The sequence below is a fragment of the Zhihengliuella sp. genome (assembly GCF_031178195.1).
Classification (GTDB): domain Bacteria; phylum Actinomycetota; class Actinomycetes; order Actinomycetales; family Micrococcaceae; genus Zhihengliuella.
On the sequence record NZ_JAPSJL010000005.1, the window covers coordinates 177,887 to 203,224 of the forward strand.

Annotated in this window: 20 protein-coding genes and 1 pseudogene; 4 read left to right on the forward strand and 17 right to left on the reverse strand. The window is 63.9% G+C overall.

The annotated features are described in order from the left end of the window. Positions 1-120 precede the first annotated feature (120 nt). Positions 121-1,221, reverse strand: coding sequence for a polysaccharide biosynthesis tyrosine autokinase (locus RIN46_RS09345; protein ID WP_309081059.1), 1,101 nt, complete (start codon positions 1,219-1,221; stop codon positions 121-123). Positions 1,222-2,387: 1,166 nt separating this feature from the next. Here RIN46_RS09345 and RIN46_RS09350 point away from each other — a divergent pair. The 3 genes and pseudogenes from RIN46_RS09350 to RIN46_RS09355 all read left to right on the forward strand — a co-directional run bounded on the left by RIN46_RS09350 (position 2,388) and on the right by RIN46_RS09355 (position 4,891). Further along, on the forward strand, positions 2,388-3,440 hold the full coding sequence (locus tag RIN46_RS09350; protein WP_309081060.1) for an O-antigen ligase family protein: 1,053 nt from the start codon (positions 2,388-2,390) through the stop codon (positions 3,438-3,440). 399 nt (positions 3,441-3,839) lie between these two features. Continuing rightward, positions 3,840-4,172, forward strand: a pseudogene (locus tag RIN46_RS14335) (transposase); the annotation flags it as partial. Positions 4,173-4,207: 35 nt separating this feature from the next. Beyond that, positions 4,208-4,891 (forward strand): transposase, encoded by a 684-nt coding sequence (locus tag RIN46_RS09355; protein ID WP_309109453.1) that lies wholly within the window; start codon positions 4,208-4,210, stop codon positions 4,889-4,891. Between the two features lie 1,224 nt (positions 4,892-6,115). On the opposite strand, the gene RIN46_RS09360 is transcribed toward RIN46_RS09355, so the two are convergent. The 13 genes from RIN46_RS09360 to RIN46_RS09415 all read right to left on the reverse strand — a co-directional run bounded on the left by RIN46_RS09360 (position 6,116) and on the right by RIN46_RS09415 (position 20,268). Then, complete coding sequence (locus RIN46_RS09360; RefSeq protein WP_309081062.1) at positions 6,116-7,354, reverse strand: glycosyltransferase family 4 protein; 1,239 nt, start codon at positions 7,352-7,354, stop codon at positions 6,116-6,118. A 121-nt stretch (positions 7,355-7,475) separates the two neighbouring features. Then, positions 7,476-8,672: a lipopolysaccharide biosynthesis protein gene (locus RIN46_RS14340; RefSeq protein WP_375141867.1), complete on the reverse strand. Its 1,197-nt coding sequence runs from the start codon at positions 8,670-8,672 to the stop codon at positions 7,476-7,478. 178 nt (positions 8,673-8,850) lie between these two features. Further along, positions 8,851-9,654, reverse strand: a complete 804-nt coding sequence (locus tag RIN46_RS09365; RefSeq protein WP_309109454.1) for a GNAT family N-acetyltransferase — start codon at positions 9,652-9,654, stop codon at positions 8,851-8,853. Continuing rightward, entirely contained in the window at positions 9,617-10,219 is a 603-nt protein-coding gene (locus RIN46_RS09370; RefSeq protein ID WP_309081064.1) for a sugar transferase, read from the reverse strand. Before RIN46_RS09370 ends, RIN46_RS09365 begins: the two co-directional genes overlap by 38 nt. A 62-nt stretch (positions 10,220-10,281) precedes the next feature. Further along, positions 10,282-11,208: a GNAT family N-acetyltransferase gene (locus tag RIN46_RS09375; RefSeq protein WP_309109455.1), complete on the reverse strand. Its 927-nt coding sequence runs from the start codon at positions 11,206-11,208 to the stop codon at positions 10,282-10,284. A 172-nt stretch (positions 11,209-11,380) separates the two neighbouring features. Continuing rightward, positions 11,381-12,526 (reverse strand): aminotransferase class I/II-fold pyridoxal phosphate-dependent enzyme, encoded by a 1,146-nt coding sequence (locus RIN46_RS09380; RefSeq protein ID WP_309081066.1) that lies wholly within the window; start codon positions 12,524-12,526, stop codon positions 11,381-11,383. After that, on the reverse strand, positions 12,523-14,388 hold the full coding sequence (locus tag RIN46_RS09385; RefSeq protein ID WP_309081067.1) for a nucleoside-diphosphate sugar epimerase/dehydratase: 1,866 nt from the start codon (positions 14,386-14,388) through the stop codon (positions 12,523-12,525). Before RIN46_RS09385 ends, RIN46_RS09380 begins: the two co-directional genes overlap by 4 nt. 129 nt (positions 14,389-14,517) lie before the next feature. Beyond that, entirely contained in the window at positions 14,518-16,095 is a 1,578-nt protein-coding gene (locus tag RIN46_RS09390; RefSeq protein WP_309081068.1) for a polysaccharide biosynthesis tyrosine autokinase, read from the reverse strand. Positions 16,096-16,199: 104 nt separating this feature from the next. Continuing rightward, entirely contained in the window at positions 16,200-17,282 is a 1,083-nt protein-coding gene (gene tsaD / locus RIN46_RS09395; protein WP_309081069.1) for a tRNA (adenosine(37)-N6)-threonylcarbamoyltransferase complex transferase subunit TsaD, read from the reverse strand. A gap of 42 nt (positions 17,283-17,324) precedes the next feature. Then, entirely contained in the window at positions 17,325-18,074 is a 750-nt protein-coding gene (locus RIN46_RS09400; protein ID WP_309081070.1) for a hypothetical protein, read from the reverse strand. A gap of 122 nt (positions 18,075-18,196) precedes the next feature. Beyond that, on the reverse strand, positions 18,197-18,637 hold the full coding sequence (rimI, locus tag RIN46_RS09405) for a ribosomal protein S18-alanine N-acetyltransferase (RefSeq protein ID WP_309081266.1): 441 nt from the start codon (positions 18,635-18,637) through the stop codon (positions 18,197-18,199). A gap of 17 nt (positions 18,638-18,654) precedes the next feature. Further along, entirely contained in the window at positions 18,655-19,368 is a 714-nt protein-coding gene (gene tsaB, locus RIN46_RS09410; RefSeq protein WP_309081071.1) for a tRNA (adenosine(37)-N6)-threonylcarbamoyltransferase complex dimerization subunit type 1 TsaB, read from the reverse strand. A 27-nt stretch (positions 19,369-19,395) separates the two neighbouring features. Continuing rightward, positions 19,396-20,268, reverse strand: a complete 873-nt coding sequence (locus tag RIN46_RS09415; RefSeq protein WP_309081072.1) for a response regulator transcription factor — start codon at positions 20,266-20,268, stop codon at positions 19,396-19,398. Between the two features lie 202 nt (positions 20,269-20,470). Between RIN46_RS09415 and RIN46_RS09420 the strand changes: the two genes are divergently transcribed. After that, positions 20,471-22,375 carry a sigma-70 family RNA polymerase sigma factor gene (locus tag RIN46_RS09420; protein WP_309081073.1) on the forward strand — a complete coding sequence of 635 codons (1,905 nt, stop codon included), beginning with the start codon at positions 20,471-20,473 and terminating at the stop codon, positions 22,373-22,375. Positions 22,376-22,442: 67 nt separating this feature from the next. Here the strand turns inward: RIN46_RS09420 and tsaE are convergent, their stop codons facing one another. From tsaE to rfbB, 3 genes are read right to left on the reverse strand one after another with little or no spacing between them, the layout of a single operon-like run. Next, a complete protein-coding gene (gene tsaE, locus RIN46_RS09425; RefSeq protein ID WP_309081074.1) occupies positions 22,443-22,994 on the reverse strand; it encodes a tRNA (adenosine(37)-N6)-threonylcarbamoyltransferase complex ATPase subunit type 1 TsaE in 552 nt (183 codons plus the stop codon). After that, the gene (gene alr / locus RIN46_RS09430; protein WP_309081075.1) at positions 22,987-24,180 is read right to left on the reverse strand and encodes an alanine racemase; all 1,194 of its coding nucleotides are present in this window, start codon (positions 24,178-24,180) and stop codon (positions 22,987-22,989) included. The genes tsaE and alr overlap by 8 nt, the downstream gene beginning before the upstream one ends. Before the next feature lie 14 nt (positions 24,181-24,194). Further along, positions 24,195-25,214: a dTDP-glucose 4,6-dehydratase gene (rfbB, locus tag RIN46_RS09435; RefSeq protein WP_309081076.1), complete on the reverse strand. Its 1,020-nt coding sequence runs from the start codon at positions 25,212-25,214 to the stop codon at positions 24,195-24,197. Positions 25,215-25,338 lie beyond the last annotated feature (124 nt).

The following is a 25,338-nucleotide window of genomic DNA, read 5'->3' on the forward strand; positions in this document are numbered from 1 at the left end:
CTTCGTCGTCCGCGGCGCCCCGGGCGCCCCCCCCCCCCCCGCCCCCCCCCCCGCCCCCCATACCCCCCCCCCCCCCCCCCCCCCCCCCCCCCCCGCTTCTCTGTCGTGACTCAGCGCAAATTAGTTGCGCAGGCGCCGCGCGTGACGCAGTCCGTGCAGCTGAGCATCGAACTCGTCGTCGACATGCGGGACTGCAGTCGCCGGCTCCGCGGATGCCGATCTGGTCTTCTTGGCGTTCCGACGCGCTGACTTCTTCCCCGCTCCGGCGTCGGAGCTGGAGGAGTAATACTGGCCGTAGTAGCCGTACTGCGCAGAGCCAATGCCCTTGGTGGGCACCTGGTTCAGGATCACACCGAGCACGCGCGCGCCGACTCGTCGAAGGTTCTCCAGCGACTTCCCAAACTCGTCGACTGTGGTCTTGCCTGCACGTACGGTCACGAGCATCCCGTCGGCCAATGTGGACAGAACCAGAGCATCGGTCACGGGGAGAAGCGGCGGCGCATCGATAATGACCACGTGATCAGCGACGAGCGTGTCGATGAGACGCACCATGGCCTGTGTTCCTAGGAGTTCAGCAGGATTCGGCGGCATTCGTCCGGCTGCAAGAATTTCCAGCTCTGGGATGGGGCCATACGGCATGAGGACGTCTTCAACGTAGGCGGTTCCGGCCAGCACATCAGACAGTCCGGCACCGCCAGGCAAATCGAAAATGATACTTTGCACGGAACGGCGAAGGTCAGCATCAATAAGGACTGTGCGCTTCCCAGTGGCTGCGATGGCGGCCGCCAGATTGGCCGCCACGGAGGACTTGCCTTCGGCGGCAACGGAAGACGTGACGACAATGGAGCCTGGCGGATTGTCCACATCGACATACGAGAGGTTAATCCGCAATTCCCGGAGCGCTTCGGCGAATGCATGGCCGTGTTTATCGTTCGCTAATTCCAAAGTCGGACCGCTGACTACGGCCCTGCCCTTCTTGAGCCGCTCATCCTGCGGAATTGTGCCGACAACCGAGCACCCCATCCCCTCCACGATCGTGGTGGACCGGATCCGACGGTCTAGATGCTGCCTCAAAATCGCATAAGCAGCTCCGAGAGCGATCCCCAAAACTGCGCCGATGAGGACCGCCAACTGCACGTTCGGCGAATACGGACTCGTAGGCAGGGTGGGCAACCCTAGCGTTTCAATCCGGACCGACGGACTAGCTTCAGAGTCAGTCACACCGGTTAGTTCAATGTCTCTAACCTGTCGGGCCAGGGACTCCATCCACACCTCAGCCAGTCGTTGCGCCTCGTCTGGGCTGGGTGCGACCGCCGCAATCCGTATCTCGGCGGTACCTGTCGGCACCGATACAGAGACTCGTTGAAGAAGCGTGCTCTCGCTGACTGGAACATCTAGAGTCCTTTTTACTTCACTCGCAACCGTCCTGCTCTTAGCAATGCTGCTGTAGGCTGTAGCTTTCGACTTGGACAGGTTGTCGCCAACCAAGGCGCTGCCAAGATCCTCTGATCCTACGACAAGCACAAGACCAGAGGCCGTAGATTGATACATTTTAGGTTGCGTAAGAGCCCAGGATGCCGCCAGCACCAAGGCAAGTACGACAATCACACCAACCCCGCGCCAGTAAGTGCGGAGGACAGCGAAATGCTGACGAAGATCTCGTCTCGCTGCTAGCTCTCGATTGGTTGCTTCCAAGTTCCTGCCCCCGAACGTCTACTGGATAGTTCCGCGCCACTCACACGGCCAGCGCCCAGTCCATTGTACTGACTCGATGCGGAGCGGACGTCAGCTCCCCGGCATCACGTCCAGAGCCGTCACGATGTCGGGTGGTGAATTGCTATTTCAGCATGGCCAGTACTTGCACAATATGCTGTGTAGAAACTACACTCTACGCCTCGAAGCGCCGAACGCTCAATTGAAGATTCTCCTGGCACTCTTGGCCAGGCACTGTGAGCGCCCCAAGGAAGATCCGACAGCTAGTCGTTCCGGCATCCTATACATTGGGAAGGCGAAGGGTCCCTAATAGAGTCGCCACCCCTGTCGAGGCCGCCTATCCCTCGTCGTGAAGACCAAGTGTACGCCTAACCGGGCATTTAATCGGTGAAACACGGGGCAACCCACGACGGAGAACGAGAAGCGGCCGACGTCGGGTAGACTCTGCGTGCCTCGCCATCATTAGCCCAGGGGGAAGAGTGTCAGCGTCTACGAGCTTCCCAGCGTCGAACTCAGCCCAGGTGAGGGTCGGGACGGCCATCCTGGCACTGACCTGTCTAGCGCTACTAGCGGGCCGATTCACACTTGACCGAATCTCGCCCGCACTCCCAAACGTTGACCTACGATGGGGGTTCGCCGTACTATTGGCGCTGCTTACGACTTGGTGGCTCTCGATGCCGACCTACCCAATCGAGCGCAGTATTCCAAAGACGGGCTACTACTGGTTTTCCGCGTGGGCACTATGGATGTTCATCTCCTCCGCATGGTCACCCCTCGGCGCACGTTTAAGTGAGCGATTAGAAGACATCTTTCTACTGTGGTTCTTCTGCTCCGTTTCCTGGTTACTCCTCTCGATACTTCCCGCCGAAATGACCCATCGAGTTTTCAACTGGCTCCTCGGGGTCGGCGTCGTATACTTTCTGCTGGCAGTAGCACAGGGCGGGGGCGCTCAAGGTCGCCTCGCGGCCCCGGGCGGTGGTCCAAACGTATTCGCCAGAATTATGCTTTTAGCATTTCTCGCTGCAATTATGTATCTAATCCAAAGGCGACGCACTCTGATTGCGATTAGTTGCGCTTCATTCTTTGCGATCGGGGCAGTCATGTCCGGTAGTCGCGGAGCCCTTTTGGGAATTGCCGTAGCGTTACTGCTGGCTTTCATCCCCTTAATCCGGCGACTGGGCGCCTGGAGGATCCTACTTTGCGTCACAGGGCTTTCTGCACTCGGGTTAATCGTAGCGCACTTCGCCAAACTGGACATAAAGACTTTCATCGAACGCAGGTATATCGAGCAAACATTCGAACAAGGTTATGCCTCAGGAAGGGTTGTCATTACTCAGGACGCCTGGGGAATGTTTCTAGAGAATCCATTCATCGGTGTCGGCTTAGATGGATACTATGCTCTGCAGGAAGTTAGCGGCGCCTTTCAGTACCCGCATAACTTGCTTCTATCGTCTGGCGCGGAGGGGGGCGTGATTGGAATGGTTCTCCTGTTAGGCGCATGGCTTTCTATCATTATCACTTCGACCAATGCTCGACCTCTCTCCGCGACAACACTGATTGCTCTCGTAGCGTTTCTATTTTTAGTGGTAGCCTCATTCACTTCAGGTGATTACTACGACTCTCGCTACAGCTGGTTTTTCGGCGCATTGGCTACGATTGCAGCCCAAAAGACCGCGCCATCTTACTATGCTGTTTCACGTCCACGAGTGGCCAACCATTTGGAATAGGCTAAGAGAACTCCACCGCGACGGCCCTGGTGCCGGCCGACGGCCAGATGGTCCGCATTGAAGAAAAAACACATTTGGGGCCCGCACTCCTAGCGGTACACCAGTTCCGCTGATATAGGTCGTAGGTCTTCACAAGACACCTCCGGAGGTGCCAGAAGGGATCTATCCGATTCCTTCGAGGATCCTGGGCGTTGCAGCGCCCGGGTTTTCTCCTGGTCTAACCCTCCGGAGGTGTGTTGTGTCTGCTCATGATCTCTCAGATGCCGTCGTCGTTGCAGTGGAGGTCGGCAAGAATGTCTTCGCTGTCTCAGCTACCGACGGGCGGCGGAGGGGACTGCTCGGACCTCTCGAGGCCCCGATGACCTGGACCGGGATGCGGTCGCGCGGATCGAGTCCGTCCTGCCGGCCCGGGCACCGGTCCGGGTCGGGATCGAGGCAGCCGGCCACTACCACCTGCCCCTTCTCGCAGATTCCTGCTGGCCGGCCGGGTGGCAGGTGCTGCAGCTGAATCCGGCCCATGTGGCCGAGCAGCGGCGCGTCCAGGGCCGACGTCGGGTCAAGACCGATGCCCTGGACCTAGAGGCCATCACCGAGCTCGTCCTGGCCGGACGGGGCATGCCGGGGCCCGGGCGCACCGACGCGCTCGAGGAGCTTCGGGCGCTGGCCTGGCACCGCTCCCGCCGAGTCCTGGCCCGGACGGCGGTGAAGAACCACCTCCTGGGCCAGCTCGACCGCACCTTCCCGGCCTCTCTGGGGCACTGGCCGACGTGTTGGGCACCCGGGTCGGACGCTTGGTCGCCGCGCATTTCGCCGACCCCGATCGTCTGGCCGCCCTCGGAGCGGACCGATTCGTTCAGTTCGCCACGGACCGGGGGGTGCACGTGTCCCGGACGGTCGCGGCCCGGCTGGTAGCTGCCGCCCGCGACGCGCTGCCCCAACGCGGCGCGGCCGCCGCGCGCGGAGTCCTCGCCGCTGACCTGGCCCTGCTCGAAGTCCTCGACGGCCAGATCGCCGCCGCCGAGGACGCTCTCGCGGACCTGCTTCCGGCCACGGCGTTCCAGGTGCTGCGCACCGTGCCCGGTTGGGGCGCCGTGCGGGCCGCGAACTACGGCGCCGCACTGGGCGATCCGTCCCGGTGGCCCGGGCCCGCGCAGGTCTACCGGGCCTCCGGGCTCTCCCCGGCCCAGTACGAGTCCGCCGGACACCGCCGCGACGGGACCATCAGCCGCGAAGGAAGCGTCCCGCTCCGCCGGGCCCTGATCGACCTCGGACTCGGGCTGTGGCTGCACGACCCCGCCGCCCGCGCCTACGGGGCCGCCCTGCGATCCCGCGGCAAGAAGGGCAAAGTTATCGCCTGCGCCATGGCTCACCGCGCGAACCGCATCGCGTACGCAATGGTGCGCGACCAGCGAGCCTACGACCCCGCCCGCTGGCCCCTCCAGGAGGACTGAACCCGCACAGCTCTTCCCCACCGCCCCGCCAGAGTGCACTCTGGATGGTGGCGGAGGGCCGGAACAGACGCCGCTTCCGCTATGGCGGGCCCCTACGGGTCACGCCGCGCCTAGCTGGGCGCCCGGCCCTTCGTCCCCACGCAGCTCGAACGACGCCAGATGGCCCACCGGCCCACCGGTGAGGCCGCATCAGTCAGCGTGAGCGCGACAGCAGGCGCACCGCGCCACCACCTCGAAGAGCACCACAGAGCGGACCCCGCCACGCCACGAAGCGCCCCCGCGCACACGTGGCCATCCCCACGCGCCCCCACGCTCCCCTTGACACGCCCTATAGCCAGCTAGGCACTCCTTCGCACCCCTGAGTTCATGCTCCTGGGGGGCGTCATGGAGCCGGTGGCTCTGCCGTCAATCTGCCGCGTGAAAACTTCGGCGCGGGACGCGCCCCGGTCGCGATGCGGACGTAGGTGAGACCCGCTACCCCCAACTAATCCATTGGCTTCACGCGGACACGGCAGGGAAGGTCCGAGCGCGGCCGAGACCGTAGCCGGAGCCTGTCGCCCCCCAACGCCCTAAGAGGTACCAGCCGCGCGCATCCGGCGGGCGCACTAACCCGTTCTGGGCACCTATCCGGAACGGCACATCATCGGCAACCAGGTTACGATCCCATACAACAATAGTTCGCAGAGGTCGGCCACCGCGGCTCCACGCGACGAACCGGTCCTCACCGCCCAGTAGCCGCGACAAGGGATTAACCCACGCTCTGGTCGATTGAGCGGATGCGCTGGTCCCAAACCAGACGCGATCCCGACAGGGATCGATAGGCCCTTCTCGTCGCATGACGGCCGCACTACGTGCGCTAATATGGCGATGCGGGTCCTAAAGAACCTGTTAACGGACTTCAACACAATCGAGCCTCGATTGAGCCCAGTTCCTGAACAGCGTGCGTACCCGAACTTGCTCGCGGCTGGCGTCAGTCTCAGCTGTCCCATAACACAGACGCCACACTCCGGTCGAAATCCGGAGTCTCGGCAGCATATCCCTGGTAACCGTGAACCTCGCGGGAGAGTCCACGGCCTCAACCACTCAGTCATCTTACCCACAAAAGTGAACCGAAGTACTTGGGAACTTCTAGGCCACACCCAGCTTCATATCCAATGGTCGAACGGAGCTAAGCCGAGGGTTGGTCAAGCTGACGCGATAAGTAAAATCAGCCATATTTCTGAGCTACCGACTCGAGCGGACTTCATTTGACGAAAGAACGTCATCAAAGACGTCAATAAGTTTGGCAGCGAGATTGTCACGGGCAAACTCGGTCTCTGCCAGATTCTTCGCTGAACGACGTGCCCTCGCCATACCTGCCTCATCATTGACAAACTCGACGAAACGCCGAGCATCTGCGTCAGATGCCTCAGGCGAAAGAACAACTCCCGCGCCACTCCTTTCCAGGATCTCTGCTTGCCACCCACCATGATTAATGGCGATTGGGCGCCCAGCAGCGAAAGAGTCGAAGACCTTATTGGCGCTGTTTCCTGCCAGTCCCGGTATATCAGCCACAGTTGAAATATTTATGGTCGCCGCGCCAAAAATGCCACAAACATTTTCTTTAGGGACTCCGGGGTCAAAGTACACAGTCGAATTTAGCAGAGATCTCTTCGCCGCAAGCTCGACGAGCTCATCTTTCTCGGGGCCTTCTCCAACGAGATAAAACAAGATAGTATCATCTATACTACGAACGCGATCAGCCAAATCAATAATGTAACGAACGTACTTTGCCGGGCCGAATGTTCCACAATAGACCGCCAACTTTTTTCCATAAAATTCAGGTCGCGAATCGATCAACTCTGCTCCTTGAGTATCTGCGTCCGCAAAGGTGTCCAGGTCCGAACCGTTCGGAATGACACTTACACGATCTTCAGAATATCCGGTCTCTACAACTCCGGCCTTCATTTCAGGAGATAAAGCGACAATGGCGTCGGCTCTTCGGTAGATAGTCTTCTCCAGCCAAACAGCAGCTGCGCGCATTATCGGATTCTTGAGAGCGCCCATCGCTATCGGTATAGCTGGCCACAAATCTCTTACCTCGAAAACAAAAGGCGACCGACGGCCTAAAACTGCAATCAGCCCAGGAATACCAATTGTTAAAGGAGTACTAGTCGCGAAAACCAAGTCACTATTCAGTTTTCGGGCTCGGAAGGAAGAAACTACAGCGAACTCAAGAAAAGCAACTAGACGCCTCATCACCCCCATTTTTTGATCGTATGGAACTGGGTAATAATGGACTCGTGCTCCATTGACGTCTTCGACCCGCCAAGTCTTCCGGCCAGAACGGCGCAGAGCCCGATCCGACGTAATGACGTCCACGCGGTGCCCCGCTCTCACGAGGCGCTTAGTCATCTCGTACGTACGACTTCCCCCGTTCTGTTCTGGTTTTACAAAATACTGATGCAGATAAGTGATATGCATGAGATACTCCCGGAGTTAAAAACAAAGAAGGGTTGATTAAGTCTCGATTGACGATTATATCGCCGTGTCAATATTCCTAAGGCGCTCCCAAGCCAGCGGCAGCGAGACAAGCAAGGCCATCTTAAGGCGCCTCAGATTTCTGCCTGATAGCCATCACGCAACTAACGAAGAAGCAAACTGAATACCCAAGTACAGAACCATAGGCGGCCCCCAAAGCGCCAAGAGACGGAATGAGGACGAGATATGCGAGTATGGATACCGCCATCCCTGCGCCCTCAATCACTGATACAGCTGTCCCCGCACCCCGAGATATAAGCACACCCTGCGTTAACCGGGATAGGGAGTAGAAAATGGCTGCAACACTCAGGGGAAGAAAGAGAGTCATGCCGGCCGCATACGGCTTCGGAAGAAATTGTGTAACAATGTAATCAAGAAGAAACGCAATTACTGCCACGAGGCCGACTGTAATTATTAAGGCAATCCCACACATTAACGACACCATCCTCTTTGAAGGAGGAGCTTCCTTCCAAGCGTGGAGTCGAGAATCAGCCCACTGCTGCACCGGCCATGTAGCCATATCAATCGCCGTTGCCACTACGACGTAGATTCCGAGCTCGGCTGCGCTGGAAAGCGCAGGTATCAATAGTCGGTCAGAGCGTACCATCGCAGTATTGCCTAGTGACGCAGGCAATAAGCGCAAACCCTGTGATCTGACTGTCCTCCCAATTTTGGCTTGACCCGAATCCACTGGAGGCGAAACACGACGCGGGGTACAGATGACCACCGTGGCCACGAGACCGGCCACGGTATAGGCGGCGAACCACACCTCAAAGGCTCCTACGTGCAAGACAGTCAGCAAGAGGCAGCATGCAACTAGCAGAACCTGACTCGCAATTCCAGTAAATACGAACGGACGCCAAGTCCGACTCGCAATATACGCTGTGCGTACAATCTTCATATGCATCGTTGATACCACGAAAATCGTCGATAGCACCCCGATCATCACAAATGAATAGTTCTCCGTACCCAGTCCGTATAGAACCAGGAGCAAGCCGATGATTCCCGCCCAGTAACCCGGGCGAACAAGACGTTCCAAAAATGAGACCGTCTCGTTGAACTGTCGGCCACTAACATTGGCAGTAAAGGGACGCTCCATGCCGAGCATCCCCAAAATTGCCAGCAAATACCCTACCTGGAGGGTCAGTGCGAGCTGCCCTCTGCCCGTTGGATCCAATACAGAGGCGGCCAATAGGTTGACTACGAAGGCGACCCCAGCAGCGAGGAGCTGTGACGAGACAAGCCAAGTCGTCATGGACATCGCGCCTAGCTGGTGGCGTGTGATTTTCCTGAGGTAAAACCTAGATCCCGTGCTGCTTGCCAAGATCAAGCACCCGTTCCCACGAGACCAGAACTTTTTCTCGTTCTAGCGAGACAAGTAGAAGATAGGCCAGATTCACTGAGCCGATTGGTAGCGTTTTCAATCGCAACTCCGTCCATTAGCGATCTCCCAAGGCGCTTCGAACTTGCTCTGCGTGGGCCTGCAGTCTAACGCTCTCATTAATCTTGGTCGCGAACACTGCGCAGCCGACGGGGAGATCCTTACTCGTTCGTAGGAGGGCATTGCCCAAACTCGGAATGCTGCCTCGCAACGCAGATAGCATTTCCGCGTCGCAGAACGAGTCAATATCATCGCAATTGACTGTCTTCCCGCCTATAATCCCCATCCTGGAAGTTTTTCCACGCCACTCGACGTCGAGATATGTCACGCCGAAAGCATCCAGTTTGGCAATTGCCTCTGGGAAGTTGGTGATTCTCACCCCGGGAACTTTGTTGGGTATGCTTCGTACAAACCAATGCTGAACTAATCCACCAGAGAAACCCAACCAAGTGTAAAGCTTTCGAGCCTTCATATTATCGGTAAACACATCGAGGCCGATGTTGGCGATCTCACGGTGCTCATGGATGTAATCGCCGATCAGGCGCCTAGCTACACCACGGCCGCGGAAGTTGGCGTCGACGCAAATATTAGAGAGGAATGCTTCATCCACCGAAAGACGATGCCACTCAACATAACCGACTACCTGATCGTCGACAATCGCCACAAGTCGTGTGACATCGTTTTGAACGTCAGGATACCTCAAACTAATCTTCCAGAGATTAGTTATCTCAGGTTGCATTTGTGTCATGTACGGCGTCAAACGTGACGGGAGGCTTGACCGAACCAGTCGCGAGGACTCCTCCAATGTCTCATTAGATAGATGTTCAATCTGCACGCTCAACTCGTTCCTGTCGCTCCACATCTAAGTCAGCCATCAGACGCTGCGGATCGACCTCGAAGCCTCTTCGCTGCAACACACCAAGAACCGTTTTAGCCAAGATGGCCACGTCTCCTGCCAGACTTAACGTTTCAACATATTCGATGTCATCTGAGAGACGCTGTTCCCAGGTAGCCGTATTCCTTCCGTTTAGCTGAGCTTTTCCTGTAATGCCGGGACGGACGTGGAAGCGAATCATTTCGTCTCGAGTATAGAACGGCATGTACCGCTCCAAGAGAGGCCTTGGTCCAACCAGAGACATATCGCCCTTGAGCACGTTAACTAGCTCGGGCAGTTCGTCCAAGCTAGTAGAACGGAGCCACGTTCCGAACGGAGTCATTCGATACTTGTCCGGAAGCATCTCTCCATTCGCATCGCGCTCGTCCGTCATCGTGCGGAACTTGTACATATAAAATAATGTCGCGTCCTTGCCCGGGCGAAGTTGTTTGAAGATTATCGGCGATCCGATTTTCACTCGGATGACGACTGACAAGATAGCCATTGGTATGGAGGCAAGGACAAGGACAGCGCTACTGATCACGACGTCCATAGATCTTTTTAGTGCTAGGGTAAGGCTCTTCCTAGGCCCGCCTATGGTACCTTGATAGGTTGTCATTCTATGTCCTTGTTATTGTCTTCGGCCGGCCTCTCCGGAAGTGGCGTCCGATAAGCGGGATAATAGGTCGATTCTTTCCACTCAACATTCGCCGCCACGAAATCGTTCATTCGTTGGGCTACAAGCTCCGCATATGCCTCCTTGTTGTGTGTGATGCGGCCAGTCCAGAACGGCACGGCTCCGCTAGGCGCAAATGAACGTTTGTAGCGTTCGATGCCATCCCCGGGCCGGGCTCCTCCTCCTAGCACGAATGATCGGAATCCATTTTCGATTCCCCAACGCATAATGCCAACCTTTAGCGCATCGTTAGGCCGGTAGTCGAAGGCCGCGCTGTCGGTGCCACCAAGAAAAGAGAACAATCGATCCGAGGACGTTAGGACTAGTTCAGTAGAGACGATGGCCCCTCCTAGAACGGCGTGGAAAAATACGACGTTCTCGGGCAGGTTGGAAATTAGGGACTTGAAGAACGTCTCATCGAAATAGTACTGTTCCCCGGCATTCCGTCTGTCCATCGTCCCTTCATAGATTCGTAAGAAGTCGGCTAGATGCCGTCCCCTTGGATCTTCGATAACGTTTACTCCGGACCTTTCGGCCTTCTTATAGTTTTTCCGAACTTTTTTTTCGAAATCTGTCCATAGTTCGTCTGGTGCGATATCGAGTGTTCGCACAATATTGAACGCGCTTGTTCTAACCTCGCCTGGATGGGGCAGGAGCCTTTCCAAGTCAACGTCCAATCTCACAAATTGCGAAACAATTCCTGTATTTGAGAGCCATCGTTCGAACCTCGACCAAAATTCTACCTTTTGCAACTCTGATAAGGTTCCGCGCACGTAGGCACCCCCGTAGCCATACGGGGAGACAATGTCTCTATACACATCTCCGTCTGGGGATTCAACTGGTCGGACAATGAAGGCATATATCACCGAGGAGCCATCACTTGTCCGAGCCGTAGCACACATCGCTCGATCACCTGGTGCGCAAAACAATTCAACATAGTCCGGATGGCTGAATGGCTCTCTTGTCCCACCCTGCCACTCATTCAACCAATCAGTTCGTTCTCGAGGCAAAACAGCGTCGAGAATCTCGAATTTCATTTCACGCCTCCGTGCTGCCTTGTGCCAAGAAGTTCGATATCGATGTGAAGATGCGGTCTACCTGTTCGTCGTGGAGAGCGGAGCCGCTCGGTAACGTGAGGCCAGAAAGAAACAAGCTTTCTGAACTTCCATTTACCTTTCGAGGTGCATTCGAGTATATTGGCTGAAGATGCATGGGTTTCCATAGGGGCCTGGCCTCAATAGAATCTTGACTCAGCGCTCTTTGGAAGTCCTGAGACGTCCACCCTGTCAGTTCAGAATCGACGATGATCGAAGTAAGCCAGTAGTTATCTTCAGCGTCAGTGGCGCCTCCAAAGATTTCCACGCCTGACACCTTCGCGAAGAACTGCCTATACTGGTCTCGCAAAGCCTTACGGCGTGCGATCATGTCGTTAAGCCGAGTCAGCTGGGCCCTCCCCAATGCGGCCAGCAGGTTGCTTAGTCGGTAGTTGTAGCCCACATCGGTGTGCTCGTAATGCGCCACCGGTTGCCGTGCCTGGGTTGCGAGATATCGGATACGCGCCGCCAGTTCACTATCGTTGGTCAGCAACATGCCGCCACCCGAGGTGGTCATGATCTTGTTCCCGTTGAAGGAAACGATCGAAGCACTCCCGAAGGAGCCGGCGGGCTTGCCCTGATGTGTTGCCCCCAACGACTCGGCGGCATCGCAAAGCAGAGGGATGCCATACTCGTCTGCCACACTCTCGATGGCGGTGTAGTCAACGGCCTTTCCCAGCAGATCCACCGGGACGATCGCCGCAACACGACTCCCCTTCGACACAAGCTCGTCCAACGCTTCCCGGAGCAGCTCCGGGTCCATATTCCCCGTGTCGGGGAGGGAATCCACGAAGTACGGTGTGGCGCCTGTGTACGTGATGGCATTGGCCGTCGCGGCAAAGGTCATGCTGGACGTGACGACGACATCGCCGGTTCCCACGCCGAGCGCCAGAAGCCCCAGGTGCAGGGCTGCGGTGCCAGAGCTCAGGGCAACCGCGTGCTCTACTCCCAGACGCGCCTTCAACTCGTCCTCGAAGGCGTCTACATCCGGTCCCAAGGGAGCGATCCATCCGGACCTGACCGCATTCACGATGTACTGTTCCTCGAGTTCACCGACATCGGGCGAGGACATGTGGATTCGTTCGTTCACGGAGCTTCTTTCTCAGGTGGACGCGTTCGGTGGCTGGAAAGCCCGGCGATGGTGTCCGCCGTCGCGGTCTCCATTCTTTCCTTCCAACCGCCGATATCAAGCCGTGCCGGGGCCAATGGTTCTACTTCCGTATGCGAAATCTTCGGGTGGAAGGGCCGCGAGTCGGACTCGCCGAACCCGATCAGCTCTTCATGCAGCTTTTCCCCCTCCCGGAGCCCCGTGAAAACGATCTCGATGTCCTTGCCCGACATGTCGATCATCCTCCGGGCAACGTCCAGGATTCGTACCGGCTCGCCCATGTCGAGGATCAGAACTTCGCCGGCACGGCCGATGCCACCAGCCTGGACCACGAGCTGACAGGCCTCGGGAATGGTCATGAAGTAGCGCGTGACGTCCGGATGGGTCACCGTCAGCGGTCCGCCCGCTTCGATGAGGGTCTGGAATGTGGGCAGCATGGAGCCGCGGCTGCCAATGACATTTCCGAAGCGGACCGAGATGTAGGGTCTGCCGGTGGCGCTGGCCATCCAGGCGGTCAGGCGCTCGGCAACGCGCTTGGAGTGTCCCAGGACGCTGGTCGGGTTCGCGGCTTTGTCGGTGGAGATGTTGACGAAAGTCTCGACATCGGCGGCCTCGGCCGCGCGAAGTACATTGAGCGTGCCAATGACGTTGGTCTTCCATGCTTCGTCCGGGTACTGCTCGAGCATCGGTAAGTGCTTGAGAGCGGCAGCATGGAACACCACGTCGGGCTTTCGATCGGCGAAGATGGCATTCAACGACTCGAGATCGCGGATGTCCGCCAGGACCACGTCGCGGGTGTGGAGCAGTCCGTGTCCCGTGGTGCCCAGCTGCGCACTCTGCAGCCCGGTCTCATCACGGTCCAGCATAATCAGTTCCGACGGTGCGTACTTCAGGATCTGCCGGCACAGCTCCGAACCGATCGAGCCGCCCGCCCCGGTGACGAGGACGCGCTTTCCCGCGAGGTAGCCGGCGATCGATTCGACGTGCGTATCGACCGGCGTCCGCCCAATGAGGTCCTCAATCGAGATGTCGCGCAGGTCGGACAGCTTCGTCTTGCCGGCCAGGATTTCCTCGAGCGGCGGGAAGACCATGACGTGTAGATGGACCGCAGCCGCTGCGTCCGAGACACGCCGTACGAGGTCGGCATCGGCATCGCCGATGGCGATGACGACGTTCGTCGCCTCCGTGCGGCGGGCGACTTCTTCCAGCTTCTCCAAACCGCCGACGACCTTGACGCCGTGGAGGATCAAGCGAGCTTTCGCGGGGTCGTCGTCCAGGAGAGCGACGGGGACGAAGTTCGAACCGGCGTCGTGGACCATCCTTCGCACCGCGGTTTCACCGAGGTAGCCGGCTCCGAAGACGAGGGTGCGCTCGGCCTGCGCTGCCGGACGAACTCGGCTCTGCAGCCGCTTCCGGACGACGAAGCGAGCGCATCCCATGATGACCAAGGCCAGCGGGGCCGCGATCAACGCGGTGCTGCGCGGGACGCTGACCTCGGGTCCGACCACCAGGAGTACCACCGTCGAGATCAGCGCAACGGTCATCGTCACCAAGCCGACCGACCGGGCTTCGTCGAAGGCGCCGTACTGGAAGCGCCCCATGATGGCGCTGAACACGGCCGCGACCACCACGTGGAGCGCAGCGACGCCGAGCGCAAAGATCACGAGGGAAACCAGGTGCATCCGCGTCACATCCAGCTCGAAGCGGAGCCAGGCGGCGACGACGATAGCGAAGATCCAGATGACGACGTCCACAAGGACCTTCGCCAGGCCGATGACCCAGCGCGCCGGATAGATTCCTGAATCGGGCGTCCCGCCCTCAGAGCGCACGTAGGCCTTCGGCATTTTCTCCCCCAAGAACTGTCGAACTGCCCCGCAGCAGCGGAGCCCGACTAACTCTAGCAGGAAAAAAGCATCAAGCTTCAAGCAATGGTAATTTTCCTATTCATAACCACGCTTGCGGCACATATCGGATCAATTCTGCACGCGGCGGGCGTGACGCATGCCGTGCAGCTCCTCGTCGAACTCGCTGAGCGGCTCGGCTGCGGCCGGAGCCTCGGCCTTGACCGGCGTCGTCTTCTTGATCCGGCGCTTGGTGCCCTTGGACTTCGAGCCCGACGATCCGGCGTCGTCGCTCGAGTAGTAGTACTGGCCGTAGTAGCCGTACCTCGATGAGCCCAGGCCCTTGGTCGGGACCTGGTTGAGGATGACGCCGAGCACCCGGGTGCCCACGCGATGGAGGTTGGCGAGCGACTTCTCGAGCTCGTCGATGGTGGTCTGGCCCGCCTTGACGCTGACGAGGGTTCCGTCGACGGCTGTGGACAGCACGGCCGCGTCGGTGACGGGCAGCAGCGGCGGCGCGTCGACGATCACCACGGCATCCTTCACCAGGTCCTCGATCAGGTGCTTCATGGACTTCGAGCCGAGCAGCTCGGACGGGTTCGGCGGGATGCGCCCGGCGCCGAGGACCTCCAGGGCGGGCAGGGGGCCGTACGGCAGGAGCACGTCGTCGAGGTCGGCGGCCCCGGAGAGCACATCGGTCAGACCGCCGCCGGCGGGGAGATCGAAGATCTTGGCCTGGACGGGCCGGCGCAGGTCCGCGTCGATCAGTACGGTGCGCTGCCCGGTGGAGGCGATCGCCCCGGCCAGGTTGGCGGCGAGGGAGGACTTGCCCTCGGCTGGCACCGAGGAGGTGACGACGATCGACCGCGGCGGGTTGTCGACGTCGATGTAGGAGAGGTTGGTGCGCAGCTCCCGCAGCGCCTCCGCGAAGGCGTGCGCCTGCCGGTCCGGGCCCACCTGGAGGGCGTCCGTCTCGACGATGGCGCGTCCCTGCTCGAGGCGCTCGTCGCGCGGGATTGTGCCCACGACGGCCTGGCCGAGCCGTTCCACCATGGCCGCCGAGCGGATGCGGCGGTCCAGATGGTTGCGGATCAGTGCGTACGCGAGGCCCAGCGCGAGGCCGGCGACGGCGCCGATCGCCAGCGCCAGCCGGACGTTCGGCGACGTGGGGCTGCTCGGGAGGGCCGCCCGGCCGAGTGGCTCCACGGTGACGGCCGGGCCGATATCGGCGGCCGACCCCTGCGTCTCGAGGTCAACGGCCTGCGCGGAGAGGGCCTCGACCCAGGCGTTGGCGAGCTCCTGCGCCTGCTCCGGCGTCCCGGCGCTGGCGGTGATGCGGATCTCCGCCGTCGCCGTGGGCACTTCGACGGAGACGCGACCGAGGAGCTCGTCCTCGCTGGCCTCGAGCCCCAGCGATTCCTTGACGCGCGCCGCCACCGGCCGCGTGGCGGCGATGCTGCTGTAGGACGTCGCCTTGGACTTGGAGAGGTTGTCGCCGGCGAGCGCCGTTCCCAGGTCGCTGGCCCCGGCCACCATGACGAGGCCGGAGGAGGACGACTCGTAGACCTTCGGCTGCAGCAGCGTCCACCCGAACGTCATGATCAGGACCATCAGGAGGATCGCGAGGATGCCCTTCCAGTAGGACCGGACGATCGTGAAGTAGTGGCGCAGGTCGGGGCCCGCTTCAGTCTGGTCGTCCCGTGGTTCCAAGGTGTGGTCCTCATGTTCCTAGTCGTGCGAGTGGTGCGCCCCCTCGCGGCACGCGCCCCCTGAGTCTACCGGGCAGGGGCCTGCGCCCGTGATGCAGGCAACGGTTACGCGGCGTGCAGGTCGCTCAGGGTGATCTGGGTGACGGGTTGACCGGGGTCGGTGGCGAAACCCAGCCCGCTGGGGGCCACGCCGGCGGCCACCACCTGGGCGGCCAGCGCCGCGATCATGGCCCCGTTGTCCGTGCAGAGACTCGGCTTCGGGATGCGCAGCGAGATGCCGGCGGAGTCGCAGCGCGCCTGCAGCAGCTGCCGCAGGCGCGAGTTCGCCGCCACTCCCCCGCCGAGCAGGAGGTTCTCCATGCCGTGCTCGGTGCACGCCATGACGGCCTTCTTGGTGATGACGTCCACCACGGCCTCCTGGAAGGACGCGGCGACGTCGGCCACGGGGACCTCGAGCCCCTTGGCCTGGTACTGCTCCACGAACCGTGCGACGGCGGTCTTCAGCCCGGAGAAGGAGAAGTCGTAGCGATGCTTCCCGGGCGCCTCGGCGGTCCCGACGAACTTCGGCAGGCTGAGCCCGCGGGGGAAGCGGATGGCCTTGCCGTCGCCCTCCTTCGCGAGGCGATCGATGACCGGGCCGCCCGGGTAGCCGAGCCCGAGGAGCCGGGCGACCTTGTCGTAGGCCTCGCCGGCGGCGTCGTCGATCGTCGCACCGAGGAGTTCGACGTCGTCCGTCAGGGAGTCGATCTTCAGGATCTCGGTGTGGCCGCCGGAGACGAGCAGGGCGCCGAGCCGGTCCGGCAGTTCTCCGCCGTCGAGCACGCCCACGCCGACGTGCGCGACGAGGTGGTTGACGGCGTACAGGGGCTTGCCAGTGGCGACGGCCAGCGCCTTCGCCGCGGCCACGCCCACCATGAGCGCCCCGGACAGGCCGGGCCCGCTGGTGACGGCGAGCGCGTCGACGTCGTCGAGGGCGACGCCGGCGGTGTCGAGGGCCTGCTGGAGCGTGGGCACCATGGCCTCGAGGTGGGCGCGCGAGGCGATCTCGGGGATAACCCCGCCGAAGCGGACGTGCTGCTCCATGGAGGTGCTGACCGTGTTCGCGAGCAGCTCGGTGCCGCGCACGATCCCGACGCCGGTCTCGTCGCAGGAGGATTCGATGCCGAGGATCAGGGGCGCGTCAGACATGGCATCGATTCTAGTGGGAGCCCCCACGCGCTTCAGGTCCGGCTACCCGGCGTCGAGGGCGCGGCCCGCTCCCGGCCGCCCCCGGTGGTTCCGAGCGCGGAGCAGCAGGCCTCCGGCCGCGAGGGCAGCGAGCCCGGCGAGCGCGAAGGTCACCAGGGGCCCTGCGTCCGTGCCGAGGCCCCGTTCCCAGGGGACGCTTCCGGAGCCGGCTCGGCCGGCGGGCGTGACGGAGACCTCTGAGCCCGCGCTCCTGACCGTGACCCGCAGGGGCCCGTCATCGCCCTGCCCCGTTGCGAGGACGTCGGGGATGTTGCTCTCCAAAGCCAGCCAGACGGTGCCGCTGGCGGGCTGGCCCTCGACGAGTGCGGCCGATTCTCCGCCGGCCAGGACCACGGGGGCGTCGGGGAGTCGGAGCGGCGCCCCGGGGCAGTAGAGGGCCTCGGCCGTGATTTCCCAGCGTTCATCGCACCCACGGGTGCGGACACTGAGGGGCAGTCGGCTGCCGACGGTGCGGTCGAGACGCGCCGACCAGACCTGATCATCGGTGCCGCGGGCCTCGATGCCGACGACCCAGCGGAGCATTTCGCCCGGGGTCTGCCCGGCCAGGGGGTCCGGGACGGTGAGCGAGGTCAGCGTGATCCGTTCGCCCCGGGCCGTCCTCTCGCCGAACGCCGAACCGCTGATCGGTGCCGGTCCGTCGGCAGGGACAGCACCCGCGCTCGGGCCCGCCCCGGCGAGCACTCCTACCGCGGCGAACGCAACCGCTGCGACCGACACCTGCAGCCTGCTCATGATCCCCCCGGATGTGCGCCCTGCCTGTGGGCGGTTAGGGAAATCCTAAGACTCAGATCCGGCTTTTGTCACGAGATCGCAGTAAACGACGTCCCGTGACATCACGGACGTTTGGCCGTGGGTCAGCTCGGCTCCGGGCCTGTGAGTTCCAATTGCATGATGACCGCGTCGACGCCGCCCTTGTAGTACCGCGGACGGACGTGGATCCGGCGGAACCCGAACCGTTCGTAGAGCGCCTGGGCGCGGGGGTTGTCCGCGCGGACCTCCAGCAGGACGTCCCGCGCTCCGCGGTCCCGCGCCTCCTCGATGAGGCCGGTGAGGAGCGCGCTGCCGATGCCGTGCCCCTCCTGCTCGGGGACCACGGCGATGGTCTGCACGTCGGCGATGGGCAGGACGCACATCATGCCGCAGTAGCCCACGATCTCGCCGTCGACCTCCGCTACCCAGTACTTTCGGGTCTGCGGTTGGGACAGTTCGGCGACGAACGCGTCCCGCGGCCACGCGTCCTCGGGGAAGAGCCGCTGCTCCAGGGCATGCACGGCGTCCAGGTCCGCACCGGTCATGGAGCGGATGCCGAAGCTCACGCGGTGCGCCCCTTCATCGCCTGCGGGACCTTGGCGTCCGCCTCCCGCAGGTACAGGGGCACCGGAGTCCGCAGGGCCTCTCCCGCGTGCAGGAGTCCGACGGCGGCTGCACCCAGCGCTGCCGCCTGCGGCTGAAGGCGGTCGAGTCCGGGGACGGCGTGGGCGCCCGCGGCCTCGAGCGCGTCCGGGTAGAGCGAGGCACCGATGCCGACCACGGGTCCGGCCGGGACCTGGTCGGCCGCCCCGACGTGCGGTCCGTCGACGAGCCGGCCGTCCGCGCTGTACCGGGCCCAGTAGACCTCGCGGCGCCGCGCGTCGATAGCCACCGTGAAGTCCTCCGTGATCGGCGCCGCGATCCCGGCGCCGTCGGGCTCCACGGCCCGATGGGCGACCTGCCAGGCGATCGCATCGAGGCTGACGACGCCGTCGACCGGCACCTGCCAGGCGAAGCCAAGCGCCTGCGCGGTGGCGAGGCCGACGCGCAGGCCGGTGAACGGCCCGGGGCCGACGCCCACGACGATCCGGTCCAGCTGGCCCCCGGCGACGCCGGCCTGCTCGAGGATCCCGCCGATGGCGGGGGCGAGCACCTCGGCGTGCGCGTTGGTCTCGGTGGCCGCGAAGGACTCGAGGACCTCGGTCCGTCCGTCGTCGTGCGCGCGCACCAGCGCGGCGGTGGCCAGGGCGGACGTGTCCACGGCGAGAATCAGCATGCTGACCATCTTAAGACGGCCGGACTGCTACCCCGCCGAGCCCACGAGGTGCAGCCGCGGCGGCTGACCCTCGTCGTCGTCGCGTGCACTGCTCGCGCTGCTTGCGCTCTTCGCGCCGCGGACGGTCTGCGCGCCGTCGATCTCCACCGCCTCGATCGGTTCCAGCCACTGGTAGCCCACGCCGCGCACGGTGCGGATCCACCGGGGAGCGCTGGCCTTCTCGCCCAGTTTCCGGCGCAGGTTGGCCATGTGCACCTCCAGGGTGCGCTGGGCGGAGCGGTCGGCCTCGGCGGCGCCGAGCCGGTGGATGAGAGCCTCGCGCCCCAGCACCCGACCACCCTGGATCTGCGCGGCGAAGAGCGCCATGAGGATGGAGAACTCGGTGCGCGTCAGCTCCACCTCGGCGTCCCCGACCGTCACCCGGTGGCCGGCCGGGTCCACCGTCAGCTCCTCGCAGGTGTAGATGCTGCGGACAGTCGAGGACCGCTTGGCCGGCTGGGTGAAGGCGTCCCGGCGCAGCAGGGACCGCAGGCGCGCGCGCAGCTCGCGCGGGCTCAGGCCGGTGTCGATGTACTGGTCCGCTCCGGCCTCGAAGCTGGCGATGCGCGTCTCCACGTCGCCGTGGGAGGCGATCACAGCGACCCGTGCCGGGGTGAGCGCCCGCAGCTGCCGGATCAGGTACGGCGTGGCGGAGTCTGGCAGGCGCGAGTCGAGCACCACGAGCTGCGGCTGCGCCGCGTTCACCTGCTCGACGACGGCGCGGGCGCTCTCCACGGGGATCATGGCCAGGCCGTTGGCCTGGCCGAGGGCGAGGGTGACTTCCCGGGCGACTCGCTCGCATTGTGCGACGACAACGCGCGGCTGGGAGCTGTTGGCTGCGGTTCTCTCGTTCGTCTTCATGCCCGTTAAGAGCCGGCCCCGGCCGGATCGTGACGCCGTTTTCCAGATTTTTTCTTGAGACTCTTGAGCGGTCCGTGCCGCGGTCTTGACGGATGCTTGAGTTCCGTCGTCGTATGGCTTAAGCGACGGCGACTTCCGCAGGACACGGTGGCACAATGAACAGCGGACGTCGTTGGGGACTCCGGGATTCGAAAGGCCCACGATGCTAGACCACGAGTCGGCGACCGACGCCGAACTCATCGGGGCCGCCCGCGACGGCTCGGACGAGGCGTACGCCGCCCTCTACCAGCGGCACTACGACGCTGCCCTGCGGACTGCCCGCTGGCGCCTCTTCGACGCCTCGCTCGCCGAGGACGTCGTCGCCGATTCCTTTTCCGCGATGCTGCAGCTGCTCCGCGCCGGGCGCGGCCCGGACGAGGCCTTCCGCCCCTACCTGCTGACCTGTGTCTCCCGCCGCTCCCTGCGCATGAACCAGGCCGACGACCGCGAGCTGAACACGGACTCGATCGAGCTCTTCGAGAAGGACACCGACCACGCGGACCCGGTCATGGAGAGCTTCGAGTCGGAGCTGCTCGGCCAGGCATTCCGTTCGCTGCCCGAGCGCTGGCAGCTGGTCCTGTGGCACCTGGAGATCGAGGGGGCCAAGCCCGCCGATCTGGCCGTCCAGCTGGGCTCGTCCGCCAACGCCGTGTCGGCGATCGGCGTCCGGGCCCGCGAGGGACTGCGTGCGGCCTATCTCAGCGCCCACCTCAACGCACAGACCGTCGAGGGGTGCGACCAGGCGGACCGGACCGCCGCCTACCTGCGGGGCTCCCTCTCGGCGAAGAAGCAGCAGCGGTACGAGGAGCACCTGGAGCAGTGCTCCGCCTGCTTCAGCGCCGTCATGCAGCTCAAAGACGTCAGCGCCGCCATGCACGGCGTCATCGCCCCGCTCTTCCTCGGGACCGGCGCGGCCGCCTTCCTCGGCTGGCTGCCGGTGACCGGTCTGGTCGCCGGTGCGGCCGGCGCCGGCGCGGCGGGAGCGGGGGCCGCCGGTGCGGGTGCTGCCGCGGCGCCCAAGCCCGGATTCCTCGGCAGCTCCCAGGGTGTCACCCTCGCGGTGGTCGGCGCAGCCGTCGCGGCCGCCGCCGTGGTCGGAGGGGTCGCCGTGGCCGGCGGCTTCTTCGGCGCGGAGAAGGCCGCCGTGTCCCGGTCGTCCGACGGCGGCACCGGTGGCGGCGACGCGGGTGACGCCGCGCCGGCTGGCTCGGGAGGCGAGTCCGCGGGCGGCGCGGCAGCGGCGCCCGCTCCGCCGGCCGATGCCCCGCCTCCCGCGGCGCCTGCCCCGGCCGAGGAGGCTCCGGAGGCGGCGTCGGCGCCGGCCGCGATCGAGCCCGCACCGGCCCCGGCTCCCGAAGCTCCAGTGCCCGAAGCCCCAGTGCCCGGCGCCCCGGTGCCCGAGGCGCCGCTGCCAGCACCGGCTCCAAGTGCCCCGCTGACCGTGGAGTCCGAGCCGCCCGCCGAACCGGCCACGCCGTCCGATCCCGAGCCAACGGGACCGAGCGAGCCGGTGCCGGCGACTCCTCCCGCGCCGGCGCCTTCCGCGCCGGCGTCTCCCGCGCCGGAGACCTCCGCCCCCGCTGAGCCGAGCCCGAGCCCCACAACAGAACCGACACCGGTTCCCACACCGTCGCCGAGCCCGTCGCCTACGCCTACGCCTACGGTCGAGCCGACCCCGAGCCCGTCGCCTACGCCCGAGCCGTCGCCCAGTCCGACGCTCGTCCCCGAGCCGACGCCGACGCCCGAGCCCGTCCCCACACCGGAACCGACGCTCGTCCCCTCGCCGACGCCGGCCCCGACGCTCACACCGGAGCCGATTCCGTCACCGACGCCGACGCTCGTTCCGTCCCCGATCCCGGATCCGACGCCCACGGTCGCGCCGACCCTCACCATCGCGCCCACTCCCCCGCCGTCGTGCGAGCCCGCCTGGCACGAGAAGTGCGGCGGCCCGGGGAAGGACGGAGGAGCGCCACCCACGGACGGAACGCTGCTGGAGGTCGTCGAGGACACGCTCGTCGGCACCGTGGACACGGTCCTCGGTCTCGTCCTCCGCGTGTCCCGCGTCTGAGCCGCTGCGCCGCAGGCGGGACTCACGCGCGAGTTCCGCGCCTCCGGCCGGCGACCGGCCTCGGTGGCTAAGTCAGCGGGTTCCGCTCCCACCGGGGACCGAAGCCCTGGATCCGCAGCAGCCGCGGGTCCGCGTCGTCGGTCTCGTCGAAGTCGAAGACCAGCTCGTCACCCGCGTCCCGGCCGGTAGCGCGGGCCAGGTGGATCTCCAACCGCGACTCGGCCAGGTGCTCTGCTTTCCCGTGCCCCCATTCGACGACCGTCACCGAGGTCCCCAGCGTGGACTCGAGGTCGATGTCGTCGAGCTCCTCGGCGGACCCCAGCCGGTAGGCGTCCACGTGCACCAGATCCGGCCCCTCGCCCAGGGAGGGATGGATCCGCGCCAGGACGAACGTCGGAGAGATGACGCCCTCGCGCACGCCGAGGCCCGTGCCGAGCCCCTGCGTGAAGGTCGTCTTTCCGGCGCCGAGCTCGCCGGAAAGCAGGATGACGTCCCCAGGCGCCAGGTGGCCCGCCAGCCTCTCGGCCAGGCTGCGCGTCGTGTCGGCGTCGACGCTCTCGATCTCGAGGGTCCAGTGAGGAGCGTCGCCATTCGGCACGGACGGATCCTGCTTACTCATCACTGGCTTCACCCCAGCTGCCCTCGATGTAGGTTCTCGGCACGCGCCCGCTGATCCGGGTCACGATCTCGTAGTTGATGGTCCCGGCCGCAGCGGCCCACTCGTCCACCGATGGCCCTCCGCGCCCGAAGACCACGACCTCACGGTCCAGCAACGCCTCCGGATCGGTCTCCGGCCCGGCGTCCACCACGAACTGGTCCATGGCGATCCGCCCCCGCGACAGCATCCGCTGCCCGCCGATCTGCACCGGTCCCTCCACCGCGATCCGCGGGATGCCATCGCCGTACCCGAGCGGAACCAGGCCCAGCGTGGTCTCCTCGAGGGTCCGGTACCGGAGCCCGTAGGAGACCCCCTGCCCGGACTGGACGCGCTTCGCGTTGGCGATGCGGGTCTTCAGCGTCATGGCCGGACGCAGCCCCAGGTCCTCGGGGCTCTGGTCCTCGAAGGGGCTCAGGCCATAGGCGCCGAGGCCCAGCCGGACCATGTCGAAGTGGGCGTCCGGGCGGGAGAGCAGCGCCGGAGTGTTGGCAGCGTGCCGCTGCTCCACATCAAAGCCCGCGTTCTCGGCGAGTGCGACGGCGGCGCGGAACGCCTCCAGCTGCTGGTCGGTCTCCGGGCGGTCGGGCTCGTCCGCCACGGCCAGGTGGGTCCAGACGCCCACCACGCGCAGCAGGCCGTCGTCCTGGTAGGCCATCGCGGTGTCGAGGACCTGCTCCCAGCGGTCGGCGGTCGCACCGTTCCGGCCGAGACCGGTGTCGATCTTCAGGTGGACGCGGGCAGGCTGCGCCGCTTCCTGAGCTGCGGCGGCGATCCGCTCGAGCTCCCAGCCGGAGGCCCCCAGGTCGACGCCGGCGTTGATTGCGGCGGTGAAGTCCGTGCCGGACGTGTGGAGCCAGGCGAGCATCGGCGCGTCGATCCCGACCGCGCGCAGGGCCAGCGCCTCCGAGACGTGGGCCGTCCCGAGCCAGGCCGCACCGGCATCGACGGCAACGCGGGCCACTCGCTCGGCACCGTGCCCGTAGGCGTCGGCCTTGACGACGGCCATGACGCTGGCGGGTGCTACCAGCTCCTTGATGCGCCGGACGTTGTGCCGGATGGCGGACAGATCGATCTCCGCCACCCGCTCCCAGGCCCCCTCGGGCGCGGCAGCGACGGCGTCGTCTGTTTCATGAAATTCTGAACTCACTGCGTCGGGGATCCTTAGCGGGGCTGGACTGCCGGAACGGCCTCCACGGCCGCGTACTTGTGCTCGGTCGCGGCCTTGCTGGGTCGCCACCACTCCTCGTTGCTCCGGTACCAGTCGATCGTCGCCGAGAGCCCGGCCTCGAAGTCCGTGTAGCGCGGCCGCCAGCCGAGCTCCGTCCGCAGACGCGTCGAGTCGATGGCGTAGCGCAGGTCGTGGCCCGGACGGTCCCGGACATGCTCATAGGCATCGGACGGTTGGCCCATCAGTCGGAGGATCGCCTCGACGACCTCCTTGTTGCTCTGCTCGCCGTCCGCCCCGATCAGGTACGTCTCCCCGATCCTGCCGTGCTGGAGGACAGTCCAGACAGCCGACGAGTGGTCGTCGGCGTGGATCCAGTCGCGGACGTTCCGGCCGTCGCCGTACAGCTTCGGCTCGATCCCGTCCAGGACGTTCGTGATCTGGCGCGGGATGAACTTCTCGACGTGCTGGTAGGGACCGTAGTTATTGGAGCAGTTGCTGATGGTCGCCCGCAACCCGAAGGATCTGACCCACGCGCGCACCAGCAGGTCGCTGCCGGCCTTCGTCGACGAGTAGGGGCTCGAGGGGTTGTACGGGGTCTCCTCCGTGAACCGGGCCGGGTCATCCAGGTCCAAGTCGCCGTAGACCTCGTCGGTGGAGATGTGGTGGTAGCGGACGTCGTGGGCGCGCGCGGCCTCGAGCAGCCGGAAGGTGCCCACGAGGTTCGTCTCCACGAACGGGCTCGGGTCGTCCAGCGAATTGTCGTTGTGCGATTCGGCCGCATAGTGCACGACGGCGTCGACCTCGCGCACCAGCGCATCGACGAGGCAGGCGTCCGCGACGTCCCCGACGACCAGCCGGACCCGGTCCTCGGGCAGGCCCGCCAGCGAGGCCGCGTTGCCGGCGTAGGTGAGCTTGTCCAGAACGACCACGTCAACGTCCGAGTTGGCCACGACGAAGTGGACGAAGTTGGAGCCGATGAAGCCCGCCCCGCCGGTTACTAGCAATTTCCGCATGGAATGAGACTACCGAACCCCCTGCGGCCGCCGTACTCTGCGCCCAGTCCCGCGGCACCCCGTGCAGACACAGGAGGTGTGCTTCTGAACCTAGAATGGCTAGCGGGGGCGACGTGCCTCCTCG